The organism is Streptomyces sp. NPDC057136 (assembly GCF_042670885.1).
GTDB lineage: Bacteria > Actinomycetota > Actinomycetes > Streptomycetales > Streptomycetaceae > Streptomyces.
Genome location: NZ_JBHUUV010000018.1, coordinates 101,273 through 115,974 on the forward strand (window position 1 = coordinate 101,273; position 14,702 = coordinate 115,974).

Below are 14,702 nucleotides of genomic sequence, written 5' to 3' on the forward strand. Positions count from 1 at the left end.
TCAGAGTCCGTCCGCCGTACGGGCCTGCTGCTGCCACGGCCTGCACAGCGCCAGGAAGCACGCCACCGCCCCCAGCGCGCAGACCACCTGCACCACGGCCATCGGCACGGCCGTCCGCTCCCCCGCGATACCGACGAGCGGCGAGGCGATCGCCCCGATCAGGAACGACGACGTGCCGAGGAGCGCCGAGGCCGAACCGGCCGCGTGCTTCGTACGCATCAGGGCCTGGGCGTTGGTGTTGGGCATAGCGAGGCCCATCGCCGACATCAGCACGAAGAGCCCGGCCGCCACCGGCACCAGACCGACGTCGCCGAAGACCCCGGACGTCATCAGCAGGAGTGCGACGGCGGCCAGCGAGATGATGCCGAGCCCGAAGCCGAGCGCCTTGTCCAGGCTGACCCGGCCCACCAGTACCTTGCCGTTGATCTGGCCGACGGTGATCAGGCCGATCGAGTTGATGCCGAAGAGCAGGCTGAAGGTCTGCGGCGAGGCGCCGTAGATCTCCTGCACGACGAACGGCGAGGCACTCACGTACGCGAAGAGCGCGGCGAAGGCGAGGCTGCCGGCGATCATGTAGCCGGCGAACACCCGGTCGGCGAGCAGACCGCGCATGGTGCGCAGCGCCTCGCCGACGCCGCCGGTATGGCGTCGCTCCGGCGGCAGTGTCTCGTGCAGCCACCTCCACACGACCAGGGTGAGCACAATGCCGACGCCGGTGAGCACGACGAAGATGCCCCGCCAGTCGGTGAACCGGAGCACCTGTCCGCCGATCACCGGGGCGATGACCGGGGCGACTCCGGAGATCAGCATCAGAGTGGAGAAGAACTTGGCCATCTCCACGCCGTCGTAGAGGTCACGCACCACGGCCCGGGAGATCACGATACCGGCGGCGCCCGCCAGACCCTGGAGGAGGCGGAAGCCGATGAGGAGTTCGGCGGTGGGTGCGAAGGCGCAGATCGCGGTGGCGATCACGTAGACGACCATGCCGAGGAGCAGCGGTGTGCGCCGGCCCCACCGGTCGCTCATCGGTCCGACGACGAGCTGCCCGAGCGCCATGCCCGCCAGGCAGGCGGTCAGCGTGAGCTGGACGGTCGAGGCGGGGGCGTGCAGGACGTCGGTGACCTCCGGCAGCGCCGGGAGGTACATGTCCATGGAGAGGGGCGGCAGCGCGGTCAGTCCACCGAGAACCAGGGTGACCAGCAGTCCGGTCCGCCGGGCGGCGGGGGTGGACGTGATCGGGGCGGTGCCGGGTTCGGCGCCGGCCCCTGTCGTGGGTATGTGCTCTTTCTGGGCCCGGCTTCCGCCGCTGTCCGGCATTCTCATCTCCGCATCGTTGAATCCGCATCTATGCTCTCAGCTCAACACGATGGTCGGAACCGTTTACTTATGGGGGCGGACATGAGCAGAACTGTGCGATGGGGCGTGCTGGCAACGGGCGGTATAGCCGCGCGGTTCACCGAGGATCTCCTCGGGATGCCGGACGCCGGGGTGGTGGCGGTGGCCTCCCGTACGGGCGCCTCCGCGAAGGCGTTCGCCGAACGGTTCGGGATCGGACGGGCGTACGGGAGCTGGGCGGAGCTCGTCGCCGACGACGAGGTCGACGTGGTGTACGTGGCCACGCCGCACTCCGCGCACCGGGAGGCGGCCGGGCTCGCTCTCGAAGCCGGAAAGCATGTGCTGTGCGAGAAGGCGTTCACGCTCAACACCCGGCAGGCCGAGGAGCTCGTGGCGCTGGCCCGGGAGCGCGGGCTGTTCCTGATGGAAGCGATGTGGACGTACTGCAACCCCGTCATCCGGCGGATGACGGAGCTCGTGCGGGACGGTGCCATCGGCGACATCCGTACCGTCCAGGCGGACTTCGGTTTCGCGGGCGCGTTCGACGCCGGGCACCGGCTGCTCGATCCGGCCCTGGGCGGCGGCGCCCTGCTGGACCTCGGCGTCTACCCGGTGTCTTTCGCCCACCTGCTGCTCGGTGAGCCGGACCGGGTGCAGGCCGACGCGCTGCTCTCCCCCGAGGGCGCCGACCTGAACACCGGGATGCTGCTGGGCTGGTCCGGTTCGGGTGCCACCGCGCTGCTCGCCTGCTCGCTCGTCGGCGACCACCCGACGACCGCGTCGGTCACCGGGACGGCCGGGCGGATCGACTTCCCGCACGGCTTCTTCTATCCGGAGCGGTTCGTACTGCACCGGCCGGGCCGGGAGCCCGAGGAGTTCGACTCGGGCCCGGGTCCGCAGGGCCTTTCGGGACTGCAGTACGAGGCCGCAGAGGTGATGCGCGCGATACGGGCGGGCGAGACGGAGTCCCCGCTCGTACCGCTGGACGGCTCGCTCGCGGTGATGCGGACGCTCGACGCGGTACGTGACCGCATCGGCGTCCGCTACTCGGCCGACGGGCCAGGAGATTCAAGCCCGTCCGCAGCTTGAGCGAAGGACAAAACGGTTGCCGGGCGGGCTTGGCCTACGGCCCCGACGTCACGCGGGCGTGAGCCCCGGGTTGCCCGCCTCGGTCACGAACGAGGCCGCCGTCGTCACCGGCGCACCGGGCGTCGTGACGGCGGACACCGTACGGAAGTCGGCGCGCGCCTCCTTCGTACCGAGCGTGATGAGGGCGTAGCCGCGGCGGCCGTTGTAGAACTTCATGTGCGGGTTGGCCTGCGTCAGATTGCTCCAGTTCGCGGGCCGCTCGGCGCCGTTCTTGCCGCTGCTGATGGACGTGGCGACGATCTCCGTACCGATGGTGCGGGAGGACGGGTCGTTGAAGTCCTTCTTCAGGTCGAGGCCGTAGCCGACGTGCACATCGCCGGTCAGCACCATCAGGTTGTCGACCCCGGCGGCCTCCGCGCCGTTGAGGAGCCGCTGCCGGGAGGCCGGGTAGCCGTCCCACGAGTCCATGGACAGCTTGAAGGCGTCGGTCGGGACGTCACGCCGCTGGGCGAAGACGACCTGCTGCGGCACGACGTTCCACCGGGCCCGCGAGGCGCGCCAGCCATCGATCAGCCAGCGCTCCTGCTCCGCTCCCGTCATGGTGCGCGCGGGGTCCTCGGATTCGGGGCCCGGCACCTTCCAGCCGTCGCCGAGCGCCTGGTTGCTGCGGTACTGGCGAGTGTCGAGGATGTCGAACTGGGCGAGCCTGCCGAAGGTCAGCCGGCGGTAGAGCCGCATGTCGGGGCCGGTCGGCCGCTGCGGGGTGCGCAGCGGCTGGTTCTCCCAGTACGCGCGGTAGGCGGCGGCCCTGCGGAGCAGGAACTCCTCCGGCGGTACGTCGTTCTCGGGGGTCCCGCCCGCGTAGTTGTTCTCCGTCTCGTGGTCGTCCCAGGTGACGACGAACGGGTGAGCGGCGTGGGCCGCCCGCAGATCGGGGTCGGACTTGTAGAGGGCGTACCGCAGCCGGTAGTCCTCCAGGTTGACCGTCTCGCGGTTGTAATGGGCGGGGAGCGTGCGGTCGGTGTAGGCGCGGGCACCGCCCGTCGCGTTCACGGCGTACTCGTAGAGGTAGTCGCCGAGGTGGAAGACCACATCGACGTCCTCGTCGGCGAGGTGCTTGTACGCCGTGAAGTAGCCGTCGTGGTACGCCTGGCAGGAGACGGCGGCGATGCTCAGCGAGCTGTTGGCCGCGCCCGGGGCGGGGGCCGTACGGGTCCGGCCGGCCGGACTGATCCAGTCGCCGGCGCGGAAGCGGTAGTAGAAGACGCGGTCGGCGTGGAGCCCGCCGACGTCCACATGGACGCTGTGGGCGAACTCCGGGTGGGCGGTGGTCGATCCGCGCCGCACGACGCGGCTGAAGCGCTCGTCGCGGGCGATCTCCCAGCGGACCCTGACGCGGGCTTCGGGCATTCCGCTGCCCGGCTCGTAGGGGCGCGGGGCGAGTCTCGTCCAGAGCAGGACGGAGTCGGGCAGGGGGTCGCCCGAGCCGACGCCGAGCGTGAAGGGGTCCTCGGTGATCTTCCGGGCGTCGAGCTCGGCGGCGCTCGCGGTGCCCGCGGTGGGCAGGTTCACGGCGAAGGCCAGCGCGGCTGCCGCACCGGTGACGGTGAGGAACCGGCGGCGCTCCAGGCCGGCGCCGAGATGCTGGGCGGCGGCGCGGAGTTCGGTCGAGTGGCCCTGCTGTGCAGGCGTTCCGACGATCTGTGCGGGTGTCATGTGCCCCTCCCCTGACGGCTGCTGTCAGGGGAATTGGAGTGCGGGGCGACGACCCCCCGTTATCGCGTGCACAACATTCGGATGGCGGCCCGATGAGCACCGCGTGCCGGTCGCCCCCACACCTCACGTACGCTGCCGGGCCATGAACGCTGAGCAGAGAATCGCTGTCGTAACGGGTGCCGGGTCAGGAATCGGAAAGGCCGTGGCGCTGACCCTCGCCGGTGCGGGCTGGTCGGTGGCACTGGCCGGGCGGCGACTGGAGACGCTGGAGACGACCGCACGGGAGGCGGGGGCCGGGGACGCGCTGTGCGTACGCACCGATGTGACCGATCCGGGCGAGGTGAACGCGCTCTTCGCCGCCGTACGGGAGCGGTTCGGCCGGCTGGACCTGCTCTTCAACAACGCGGGCACGTTCGGCCCGCGCTCGGTTCCGGTCGAGGACATCGCGTACGAGGACTGGCGCGCGGTGGTGGACGTCAACCTGACGGGCGCGTTCCTGTGCGCGCAGGCGGCGTACCGGCAGATGAAGGAGCAGGACCCGCAGGGCGGCCGGATCATCAACAACGGTTCGATCTCCGCGCACGCGCCACGTCCGCACTCGATCGCGTACACGGCGACGAAGCACGCCATGACCGGACTGACGAAGTCGCTCTCCCTGGACGGGCGTCCGTACCGGATCGCCTGCGGGCAGATCGACATCGGCAACGCGGCCACGGAGATGACGGAGCGGATGCAGACCGGCATCCTCCAGGCCAACGGCGAACTGGCGGTGGAGCCGGTGATGGCGGCGGCGGACGTGGCACGGACGGTGCTGCACATGGCGGAACTGCCGCTGGAGGCGAATGTGCAGTTCGCGACGCTTCTGGCGACGACGATGCCGTACGTGGGCCGGGGCTGAGCCGCACTCCCTGGACCTCGCCACGGAGCGCGGCTCAGCCCCGGGAATGCCCCCGGCACGACCGGGGTTGACCTGCGACATGAGTCAGCCTTCCGGTACCCCCGGTTCCTCCGCCTCCTCCGCCTCCTCCGCTTCCGGCATGCTCCGGTACACCGCTTTCTCGGCCGACCCGGAAGGCGGCAATCCCGCGGGCGTCGTCCTGGACGCCTCGGACCTTGACGACGCGGCGATGCTCGCCGCGGCCGCCGAACTCGGCTACAGCGAGTCGGCCTTCCTCACCGAGACGGCCGACCGGGCCTACACGATCCGCTACTTCAGCCCGAAGGCCGAGGTGCCGTTCTGCGGTCACGCCACCGTCGCGACGGCGATCGCCCTCGCCGAACGCGACGGCCCCGGCGACCTGGTGTTCTCGACCCGGGCGGGTACGGTCCCGGTCACCGTCACCCGCGAGGGCGACCAGCTGCGCGCCACGCTCACCAGCGTCGAGCCGCAGGTCACGGAGGTCTCCCCGGCTGATCTGACGGAGGCCCTGGCGGCGCTGGACTGGCCGGCCGCCGATCTGGACCCGGCTCTCCCGCCCCGTATCTCCTACGCGGGCGCCCGCCACCTGGTGCTGGCCGCCGCGACCCGCGAGCGGCTCGCGGACCTGGCGTACGACTTCGCGCGCCTGGAGGCGTTCATGCGCCGCCTCGACCTGACGACGGTCCAGCTGGTGTGGCGCGAGGGCCCGACGGTCTTCCATGTGCGCGATCCCTTCCCGGTCGGCGGGGTGGTCGAGGACCCGGCGACAGGCGCGGCCGCGGCGGCCTTCGGCGCGTACGCACGCGACCTGGCGCTCGTCCCGGAGGCAGCGGTCCTCACCCTGCACCAGGGCGAGGACATGGGCCGCCCCGGCACCCTCACCGTGGAGCTGCGCCCCGGTGACAGCCGCGTCCGGGTGAGCGGTACAGGCACCCGGATCGGCTGACCGCACGCCGCATCGCCCCGGCTCCAGGAGCCCGTCCCTGCCCACCCCTGCCCGCTTCGGGCCTCAACTCACGTACACACCCGCCCTCGCCGCCGCCGCGGCGGCTTCGGCCGCCCGGTCTGCGGCGATTTCGTCGAGTGCGCCCCCGCCGGTCAGCAGCCGGTAGTAGAGCGGCGCCGAGACGGCCCGGATCACCTCGCACGCGTCCGTACCGGCGGGCAGTTCGCCGCGTTCGACCGCCGCTTCCACGCAGCCCGCCCACTCCTTCACGCGCACCTCGTAGAAGCGGTGCAGCGCCTCCGCCGTGCGGGTGTCGCAGGTCGCCGCCGCGATCACGGACGTGAAGAGGGGACCCTGACGGGGGTCGGTGAGCGTCCGGACGACCAGGCGGGCGTTGGCCGTGAGGTCCTTGTCCAGCGATCCGAGGTCCGTACGCGGCACGGACTGTTCGGCCATGTCCGCCAGCAGGTCGGCGACCAGACCGGCCGGGGTGGACCAGCGCCGGTAGACGGTCGTCTTGCCGACCTCCGCGCGTCGCGCGACCTCGGCGAGGTCGAGCCCGCCGAAGCCGTGTTCGGCCAGGGCGTCGCCCGCCGCCCGCAGGACCGCGTCCCGCACCCGGGCCGTACGCCCACCGGGCCGGACCATTCCCGGCTCCCCACCCTCAGCATCCATAACGGGCCTCCTGTTCCATTAACTCATCGATTCCTGCTACGGTGACGCCATCTTAATGGAACCACAGATCCATTAATACGTCCCGCCCCAGGAAAGGGCACTCATGTCCGCATCCAGCACGGCACCGCTCGCACCCCCCGCCCCACAAGCGACCGACCCTCGCATGACGGGACGGCAGAAGCTCGTCCTCACCCTTCTCCTCGGCGCCCAGTTCATGATCGCCGTGGACTTCTCGATCCTGAACGTCGCGCTCCCGGTCGTCGGCGAAGGACTCGGCTTCTCCCTCTCCCACCTCCAGTGGATCGCCACCTCCTTCGCGCTCGCCGCCGCAGGATTCACGCTCCTCTTCGGCCGCGTCGCCGATCTCGTCGGCCGCAAGCGCCTGTTCATCGGCGGCATGGTCGTCCTCGGCCTCTCCTCCGCGCTGGGCGGCCTCGCCACCTCGCCCGAAGTCCTCCTCACCGCACGGGTGCTGCAGGGCCTCGCCACCGCGGCCGTCACCCCGGCCGGGCTCGCGCTACTCACCACCGCCTTCAAGGAGGGCCGGCTGCGCGAACGCGCCCTCGGGCTCAACGGCGCCCTGATGTCCGCCGGATTCACCGCCGGAGCGATCCTCGGCGGGCTGCTCACCGATCTGCTCTCCTGGCGCTGGGCCTTCTTCATCAACGTGCCGGTCGCCGCGCTCGTCGTCGCCCTCGCCCCGTCCGTGATCACCGACTCACGGCCCGCCGTCCGCCCGAAGCTCGATGTGCCCGGCGCCGCGACCGTCACCGGCGGACTCCTGCTCCTCGTGTACGGACTGACACAGGCGGGCGAGTCCGGCTGGACCACACCCACCACTCTCGCCGCCCTGCTCGCGGGCGCCGCGCTCCTCGTCGGCTTCTGGTTCATCGAGAAGCGGGCGGCGGCGCCCCTCGTCCCCGTACACATCCTGAAGCGCCGCAGCGTCATCTGGGGCAACGCCACCGGTCTGATCGCCTTCGTCACCGAGACCTCACTGGTCTTCCTCCTCACCCTCTACCTCCAGGAGGTCCTCGGATACTCGCCGCTCGCCACCGGCCTCGCCTTCGGCGTCCTGGGCCTCGGTACGGTGATCGGCGGCACCCTCGGCGGCCGTGCGGTGGGCCGCTTCGGCACCCGGCGCACCATCGCCTTCGGTGGCATCGTCCAGGCCGCCGCCACCCTCTCCCTGGTGGCGCTCGGCACCTCCGGCGGCTGGATTCAGCTCGTGCTGGCCGCCACCTTCATCGGCGGTATCGGCAACATGCTGATGATCGTCGGCTTCATGGTCACCGCCACCTCGGGCCTCCCCGACGACGAGCAGGGCCTCGCCACCGGGCTGGCGACCATGACCCAGCAGGTCGGCATCACCCTGGGCATCCCGGTCATGAGCGCCGTCGCCACCGCCCGTATGGGAGGGGCCACGGGACCGGACGCGGTGCTGTCCGGTGTCTCGCTCGCCGTCCTGGTGAACTCCGCCCTCGTCCTGGCCGGCGCCCTGGCTGCCTGGGTCTTCCTCGGACGGCGCGAGGTACGGAGCCCGGCCGGGTGAGCCGGTCGCCTATCAGCCGGGGCGCGCCCGCGTCCGGGCCGGGGCGCGGGGCGCGTCGCGGCAGGATACGGACATGGTTCAGCCGTTGACCGTTCCGAGCATGACCGCGGGCCCCGACTTCGTCCTGCGCCCCTGGGAGCTGAGCGACCTCCCGCTGGTGCGGGAGGCCGCGGCGGACGACTACATCCCGCTGATCACCACGATTCCGTCCCCGTACTCGGAGAAGGCCGCCGAAGCCTTCGTCCGCCGGCAGTGGGACCGGGCGGCCACCGGCGCCGGATACCCCTTCGTCGTCGCCCGCACCCGCGACCGGCGGCCGGTCGGTTCGATCGGCCTGTGGCTGAGGGACGTGTCCGAGGGCCGCGCCTCGGTCGGCTACTGGCTGGTGGCCCCGGTCCGCGGGCAGGGAGTGGCCGGGGCGGCCCTCCGTACGGTCAGCACCTGGGCACTGCACGACCTGCGCATCCCGCGCGTGCAGCTCCTCGTGGAACCGTGGAACACCGCGTCGGTACGGACCGCCGTGGAGGCCGGGTTCCGGCGCGAGGGCCTGCTGCGGGGCTGGCAGCAGGTGGGCGACCGGCGCCGGGACATGCTCATGTACGCCGCCCTGAACGCCGAACACCCTTCCGATGACCGGGCGGCGACGGACAGGTGAACCCCGAGACGTTACGATCACGCGCACCGCAGCCGAACCGCCGAACCCAGGAGTGCCGACCCTTGCCCGAACCACGCATCGGCGTATCCATCGTGACCATGGGAGACCGGCCGCAGCAGGTCGAGGCACTCCTCGCGTCCGTGGCCATGCAGGACGTCCGGCCCACCCGGCTCGTCGTCGTGGGCAACGGCTCACCCCTGCCGGACTTCAGCCGCTTCCCCGGCCTGTCCGATCTGGCGGGCGGTGTCACCACGATCGAGCTCGACGAGAATCTGGGCTGCCCCGGCGGCCGCAACGTGGCCCTGAGCCGGCTGGCCGAGCTCGGTGACGTGGACGTGGTCATCGAGCTGGACGACGACGGGCTGCTCGTCGACAGCGGCGTGTTCCGCAAGGTCCAGGAGCTGTACGCCGCCGACCCCCGGCTCGGCATCGTCGGATTCCGTATCGCGGACGAGCACGGCGAGACCCAGCGCCGCCACGTACCCCGCCTGCGCGCCACCGACCCGATGCGGCGCGGCCCGGTCACCGCGTTCCTCGGTGGCGGCCATGCCCTGTCCATGAAGATGCTCGCGGAAACCGGCACCTGGCCCGCGGAGTTCTTCTTCACCCACGAGGAGACGGATCTGTCCTGGCGGGCGCTGGATGCGGGCTGGAAGATCCTCTACGAACCCGACCTGCTCCTCCAGCACCCGAAGACCTCCCCGGCCCGGCACGCGGTCTACTACCGGATGACGGCCCGCAACCGTGTCTGGCTGGCCCGCCGCAATCTGCCTCTGCCGCTGGTCCCCGCCTACCTGGGCACCTGGACCCTCCTCACCGTGGCCCGGACCCGCTCGCCGAAGGGCCTGCGGGCGTGGGCGGGCGGCTTCGCCGAGGGGGTACGGACCCCGTGCGGCCCACGCAGCCCGATGCGCTGGCGCACGGTGTGGCGCATGACGATGCTGGGCCGCCCCCCGGTGATCTGAGCGAACGCCGGTGATCCGAGCAAGCCACGGTGATCCGAGCGAGCCGCGGCCTCCCGGGGGTGTTCCCGGCGCGCTACGACAGGTGCGCGGTGACCTCCGGGCAGCCGCCGGTCCTGTCACTCGTGCGTACGGCTGTCGCGGGGCCCAGCGGGAGCGGCAGCGTGAACGTCCGGCAGGTGAGCGACCCGCCCCCCCGAAGCGCGCGACGACCCGGATCGCATCCGTATCCCGGTGCACGGCCCAGTACTTGGGAGCTGTGCCGCCGATCTCGGTGTCCGTCAGTTCGCTTGTCGCTGTCGGTGCCAGGGGTCATGTCACGACCATTGATACCCGATCTGGCCGAGCCGGTTCTGCATCACGCCCGCGTGCCCGGTGGTCCCGTCCGACTTGGGGTGGAAGGACTCACGGCTGAGGCAGTCGCCGCCCAGCCACGACCAGGTGCAGAAGGGGCTGGCTTCGTCGTCCTTGTGGAAGTCGCCGTCACCGTTCGGGCCGATGACGACCTTGTTGATCCACTCGGGATCGTCGCAGCCGCCATGCCCGACGAAGGCGCTGACCGGGTTCGCGGTCTGGGTGGTGAGCCGGACCCTGGGCACACCGGCCATCTTGTAGACGCCGAGCGAGACCCAGTTGTTGGCGAACCGCTTCTGGTTGACGTAGCGCGTCTTGGTGAACGCGCCGCTGCCGGTGTCGATCTCGTACTTCGCCTGCTGGGTGTGTGCTCCGTGGTCGGGCAGTCGGGTGGGCGGAGAGCGGGCCGTGCGATGGTCCCGACTGCGTATGCCGCCCCGGCGCGGCACGAGGTGCGCGCAGGTGTCTGCCGTGCGGAAGTGCTGGGAACGCACCCGACTCCGGGGCCTGCTGGGGGGCCGCACCGGCCCAGCGTGGGAGGGGCCCCTCTCGGTGCACTCTCGCTGCCGTCTTCCGAGGTACGGGGCCCGCCCGCCCCGTCCGTCGCCCCGTCCGCACCGGATGCTTGGTTTTGTTCGCAACAGGGCCACTGCGAACACCTATTGACATGAGGCTGACATTCCGGCGAGAGTCGTTGCCGCCAGTGATGCCGGTCACATGACAAGGAGCATTGTCGCCATGTCTGAAATACCCGCAGTCTCACGCCGTTTGGTCCTGGGAGGAACGCTGGCCACGGGGGCACTCGCCGCCGGGATCGGCTCGGCCACCAGTGCCTCGGCCGCGCCGGCGTCGGCCGCCTCCGCCCTGGCGGGATCCGCCGAGCCGCGCCGCGCAGCCGGCCAGAAGTCCATGATCAATGTGCCGTTCGAGCCGTACGCGACCGTCCGCGTCGGTGTGATCGGACTCGGCAACCGGGGCTCCGGAATGACGACGGGCTGGTCCGTCGTCCCCGGCTGCACCGTGGCGGCGGTGTGCGACATCCGCGCCGACCGCGTGAAGCGCACCGCCGACCAGCTGGTGACCCAGGGCAAGCCGCGCCCGGCGGAGTTCGGCGGCTCCGCCGACTCGTACACGGAGATGCTCAAGCGCGACGACATCGACCTCGTCTATATCGCGACGCCCTGGGAGTTCCACTACCAGCAGGGCAAGGCCGCGCTCCTGGCCGGCAAGCACGTGATCGTCGAACTCCCCATCGCCACCGAGCTGGACGAGCTGTGGGACCTCGTCGACACCTCCGAGCGCACCCGCAAGAACCTGATGCTCGCCGAGAACTGCAACTACGGCCGCAACGAGCTGGCCATGCTGAAGATGGCCCACGAGGGCCTGTTCGGCGACATCACCAACGGCCACGGCGGCTATCTGCACGACCTGCGCGCACTGCTGTTCTCCAACACGTACTACACCGACTCCTGGCGCAGGCTCTGGCACACCCGCTCCACCGCGTCCTTCTACGCCATGCACGGCCTCGCCCCGATCGCGGCGGCCATGGACATCAACCGCGGCGACCGGATGACCACACTGAAGGCCACCGCGACCGCGCCGAAGGGTCTCGCCGACTACCGGGAGCGCTTCGTCCCCAAGTCCCACCCGTCCTGGAACGAGACATACATCAACGGCGACCTGGTCAGCTGCGCCATCGAGACGGCGAACGGCAGGACCATCCGGGCCGAGCACGATGTCAGCTCGCCCCGCCCGTACAGCCGGATCAACACCCTCGCCGGGAGCCGCGGCATCTTCGAGGACTACGCCGGCACCTCGACGACCGGCGGACGCATCTACGTGGAGCCGGACCACGGCGGGCACGCCTGGCGCGACTTCGACACGTACCGCAAGGAGTTCGACCACTGGCTGTGGAAGAAGATCGGTGACGACGCCGCGAACAACGGCGGTCACGGCGGCATGGACTACGTCCTCCAGTGGCGCACGATCCAGCTGATGCGGGCCGGACTGGTCCCCGACATCGACGTGTACGACTCGGCCGTCTGGTGCTCGCCCGTTCCGCTGAGCGTCATGTCCCTGGCCGACAAGGGCCGTCCGGTCGCCGTACCCGACTTCACCCGGGGCTCCTGGGTCAACCTGCGGACGGGCCTGGACTCGCGCGACACGGACATGCCCCCTGTCGCGTAGCGGAATCCCACCCAGGTATCCCCGTCGAAGGAGCAGACCATGAGATCCGTCCGACTGATGAACCCGCTCAGAGCCCTGGCCGTGGCGGCGGTCCTGCTGGTCCCCGCCCAGGCGGCCACCGCCGCACCGGCCGCACCGGCGGCCGCCGAGGCGAAGACCGACGTGACCATCTCCCCCATCGACCTCGACGGCCCGGCCGTCTCGACGGTGGACGTCACCGTGAAGAACGCGGGCCCGCAGCGCCTGCGTTCGCTGAAGGTCACGTTCGCCGGACCCACCGGGTGGGCGGTCCAGCCGTCACTCAACAGCGTGGGCGGCTCCCTGGCCACGGGCGCCTCGGCCACGACGACCTTCCGCATCCAAGTCCCGGAGAAGCGGGGCGGTTTCGTGATCCGTACGTTCACGGCGACCGCGACGTACACGGGCGGGGACGGCCTGGGCACGGCCACCGGCACCCGCTCGGAGCGCAGCGGCTCGCCGCAGGCGAACCTCGCGGCCGCGTACAACAACGTGGCGATCACCGATGAGTCCGCCACGACGGCCGGGAACTACGACGGCGGGGGCAACAGCTTCTCCGCACAGAAGCTCGCCGCGGTCGGCCTGACCCCCGGAGCAGCCATCGACGCCCTCGGCGCCACCCTGACCTGGCCGGACGTACCGGCCGGCACGAAGGACAACGTGGCGAGCTCCGGACAGGCCATCACGCTCAGCGGCCAGGGCAGCAAGCTGGTGTTCCTCGGCTCGGGCGTCACGAGCGCCGCCACGGGCAGCACCACCGTGTACTACACCGACGGCACGACCACCACGGGAACCTTCGGCTTCCCCAACTGGTCCTTCGACCCGGTCACCGCACACGGCGCCACCCTGGTCGAGTCGACCGACGGCCGCAACCGCCCCGACGGCTACGGCAACGCCACCGTGAAGTACAGCGTCTTCGCCAACTCGGTCCCGCTGGACCCGTCGAAGACGGTGGAATTCGTGGTCCTGCCCGCGAACGCCAACGTCCACATCTTCGACATGGCGATCGCCCCCTGATCGTCCCGGAGCGGACACACAAAGGGGCGGCGCATGCGCCGCCCCTTTGTGCCGCTCGCCGCGGTGGCCGCGGTGCGTTGGTTCCCCATGCTGCATCACGTGCCCTGTGGCCTGCTCAGCCGCGGAGCACGTGATGGCTGGGCGAGGTCAGCCGCGAGCGGCCGCGCGGCGCTTGCGGGTCGCGACCAGGATGCCGCCACCGACCAACACCGCGGCGACCGCGGCACCGGCGATCACCGGGGTGGCACTGGATCCACCGGTTTCCGCGAGGTCACCCGGCGCTGGGGCGCTGGTCGACGGAGCGGGAGGCTCGGAGCTGGGCGGCTCGGTGCTCGGGGTGTCCGAAGGCTCCGGCGTCTCCGAGGGCTCGGGCGTTTCCGAGGGCTTCGGCGGCTCCGAGGGCTTCGGCGGCTCCGAGGGCGTCGTGGTTTCGCAGACCGGCGAGGTCTTGGTCTCGTCGCGCGAGAACCTCTCCCCGTCGCCCGCCTTCACGACAAGGCGAACCGGAACCTCGGTCTTGTGCTCGGGCAGCTTCAGCGTCTCGTGGAACTCGCGCCCGAACTCCTTGGCAGGCAGCAGCACGTCCTTGCCGTCGACGGTGATGGTCACCGTGTTGGTGACGTTGCTGTTGTATGCCGTGAGATCGACAGTGACCTCGGAACAGGTCACCGTCCACACGGGTGTGTGGGCCGACGCCGGAGTGGCACACAGGCCCACTCCGACGAACCCGACGGCCACGCCCGCTATCAGGGCGCCCGAGCGCTTCCACGCTCGGGTGGGTACCTTCATCTGTCCTCCACGTACATCCGTACATCGGGTGTTGGTGCGAGCGCACAGTACTACCCCTCCCGCTGCGACGCTCACCGCCCCCCGAACACGCGCCACGCAGTTACATGTGCCGGTTGCCGTAAGCACTCCGACTTGACGGAGCTGGCGAGCGGGCGGGGCGGCCGCAGTCGAAGTCCGTCCCAGCCCGACGTTGCGCGCGGGACGTTCGCCGCGGCCCGCACCCGACTGCGAGTCCAAGATCGCGGCCGTCGGGTCTACCTCGCGGCCCTCCTTCTGGCGGACCTTGTCGCGCAGCCGGTCGTGGAGCTCGGCGAGCAGACCCCGTCACCTGCCGGCGGCGGGCGAAGGCGTGCACCCGCCGATACGGCGGGAAGTCCGCAGGCAGGTCGGCCCACTTGACGCCGTTGTCGACCACGTAGCGGACCGCGTCCAGCATCACGCGGTGGCAGTAGCCCTCCGGCCGCCCGCCGTTGCCGTCCAGCCACGCC

At 70.9% G+C, this 14,702-nt stretch carries 14 protein-coding genes; 8 read left to right on the forward strand and 6 right to left on the reverse strand.

Translation table 11 applies throughout. From position 1 onward, the window contains the following. On the reverse strand, positions 1-1,317 hold the full coding sequence (locus ACFT7S_RS22000) for a multidrug effflux MFS transporter (protein ID WP_382734541.1): 1,317 nt from the start codon (positions 1,315-1,317) through the stop codon (positions 1-3). 81 nt (positions 1,318-1,398) lie between these two features. Here ACFT7S_RS22000 and ACFT7S_RS22005 point away from each other — a divergent pair, with 81 nt between their 5' ends. Then, positions 1,399-2,424 carry a Gfo/Idh/MocA family protein gene (locus ACFT7S_RS22005; RefSeq protein ID WP_382734455.1) on the forward strand — a complete coding sequence of 342 codons (1,026 nt, stop codon included), beginning with the start codon at positions 1,399-1,401 and terminating at the stop codon, positions 2,422-2,424. Between the two features lie 48 nt (positions 2,425-2,472). On the opposite strand, the gene ACFT7S_RS22010 is transcribed toward ACFT7S_RS22005, so the two are convergent. Next, the gene (locus ACFT7S_RS22010; protein ID WP_382734457.1) at positions 2,473-4,140 is read right to left on the reverse strand and encodes an alkaline phosphatase D family protein; all 1,668 of its coding nucleotides are present in this window, start codon (positions 4,138-4,140) and stop codon (positions 2,473-2,475) included. A 142-nt stretch (positions 4,141-4,282) separates the two neighbouring features. Between ACFT7S_RS22010 and ACFT7S_RS22015 the strand changes: the two genes are divergently transcribed. Together ACFT7S_RS22015 and ACFT7S_RS22020 are read left to right on the forward strand one after the other, a co-directional pair. Then, a complete protein-coding gene (locus ACFT7S_RS22015) occupies positions 4,283-5,038 on the forward strand; it encodes an SDR family oxidoreductase (protein ID WP_382734459.1) in 756 nt (251 codons plus the stop codon). Between the two features lie 79 nt (positions 5,039-5,117). Next, positions 5,118-6,005, forward strand: a complete 888-nt coding sequence (locus ACFT7S_RS22020) for a PhzF family phenazine biosynthesis protein (protein WP_382734461.1) — start codon at positions 5,118-5,120, stop codon at positions 6,003-6,005. A 63-nt stretch (positions 6,006-6,068) separates the two neighbouring features. Here ACFT7S_RS22020 and ACFT7S_RS22025 read toward each other — a convergent pair whose 3' ends face one another. Beyond that, on the reverse strand, positions 6,069-6,680 hold the full coding sequence (locus tag ACFT7S_RS22025; protein ID WP_382734463.1) for a TetR/AcrR family transcriptional regulator: 612 nt from the start codon (positions 6,678-6,680) through the stop codon (positions 6,069-6,071). Between the two features lie 103 nt (positions 6,681-6,783). On the opposite strand from ACFT7S_RS22025, the gene ACFT7S_RS22030 reads away from it, so the two are divergent. The 3 genes from ACFT7S_RS22030 to ACFT7S_RS22040 all read left to right on the forward strand — a co-directional run bounded on the left by ACFT7S_RS22030 (position 6,784) and on the right by ACFT7S_RS22040 (position 9,852). After that, positions 6,784-8,232, forward strand: a complete 1,449-nt coding sequence (locus tag ACFT7S_RS22030; protein WP_382734465.1) for an MFS transporter — start codon at positions 6,784-6,786, stop codon at positions 8,230-8,232. Positions 8,233-8,305: 73 nt separating this feature from the next. Further along, on the forward strand, positions 8,306-8,887 hold the full coding sequence (locus ACFT7S_RS22035) for a GNAT family N-acetyltransferase (RefSeq protein WP_382734467.1): 582 nt from the start codon (positions 8,306-8,308) through the stop codon (positions 8,885-8,887). A gap of 62 nt (positions 8,888-8,949) precedes the next feature. Continuing rightward, a complete protein-coding gene (locus ACFT7S_RS22040; RefSeq protein ID WP_382734469.1) occupies positions 8,950-9,852 on the forward strand; it encodes a glycosyltransferase family 2 protein in 903 nt (300 codons plus the stop codon). A gap of 314 nt (positions 9,853-10,166) precedes the next feature. Here ACFT7S_RS22040 and ACFT7S_RS22045 read toward each other — a convergent pair whose 3' ends face one another. After that, the gene (locus tag ACFT7S_RS22045; RefSeq protein ID WP_382734471.1) at positions 10,167-10,697 is read right to left on the reverse strand and encodes a hypothetical protein; all 531 of its coding nucleotides are present in this window, start codon (positions 10,695-10,697) and stop codon (positions 10,167-10,169) included. Positions 10,698-10,941: 244 nt separating this feature from the next. Between ACFT7S_RS22045 and ACFT7S_RS22050 the strand changes: the two genes are divergently transcribed. Continuing rightward, on the forward strand, positions 10,942-12,390 hold the full coding sequence (locus tag ACFT7S_RS22050) for a Gfo/Idh/MocA family protein (RefSeq protein ID WP_382734473.1): 1,449 nt from the start codon (positions 10,942-10,944) through the stop codon (positions 12,388-12,390). 39 nt (positions 12,391-12,429) lie between these two features. Continuing rightward, positions 12,430-13,425, forward strand: a complete 996-nt coding sequence (locus tag ACFT7S_RS22055) for an NEW3 domain-containing protein (RefSeq protein WP_382734475.1) — start codon at positions 12,430-12,432, stop codon at positions 13,423-13,425. A gap of 147 nt (positions 13,426-13,572) precedes the next feature. On the opposite strand, the gene ACFT7S_RS22060 is transcribed toward ACFT7S_RS22055, so the two are convergent. Further along, positions 13,573-14,214, reverse strand: a complete 642-nt coding sequence (locus ACFT7S_RS22060; RefSeq protein WP_382734477.1) for an LAETG motif-containing sortase-dependent surface protein — start codon at positions 14,212-14,214, stop codon at positions 13,573-13,575. A gap of 100 nt (positions 14,215-14,314) precedes the next feature. Further along, the gene (locus ACFT7S_RS22065; protein ID WP_382734543.1) at positions 14,315-14,650 is read right to left on the reverse strand and encodes a transposase; all 336 of its coding nucleotides are present in this window, start codon (positions 14,648-14,650) and stop codon (positions 14,315-14,317) included. Between the last annotated feature and the right edge of the window lie 52 nt (positions 14,651-14,702).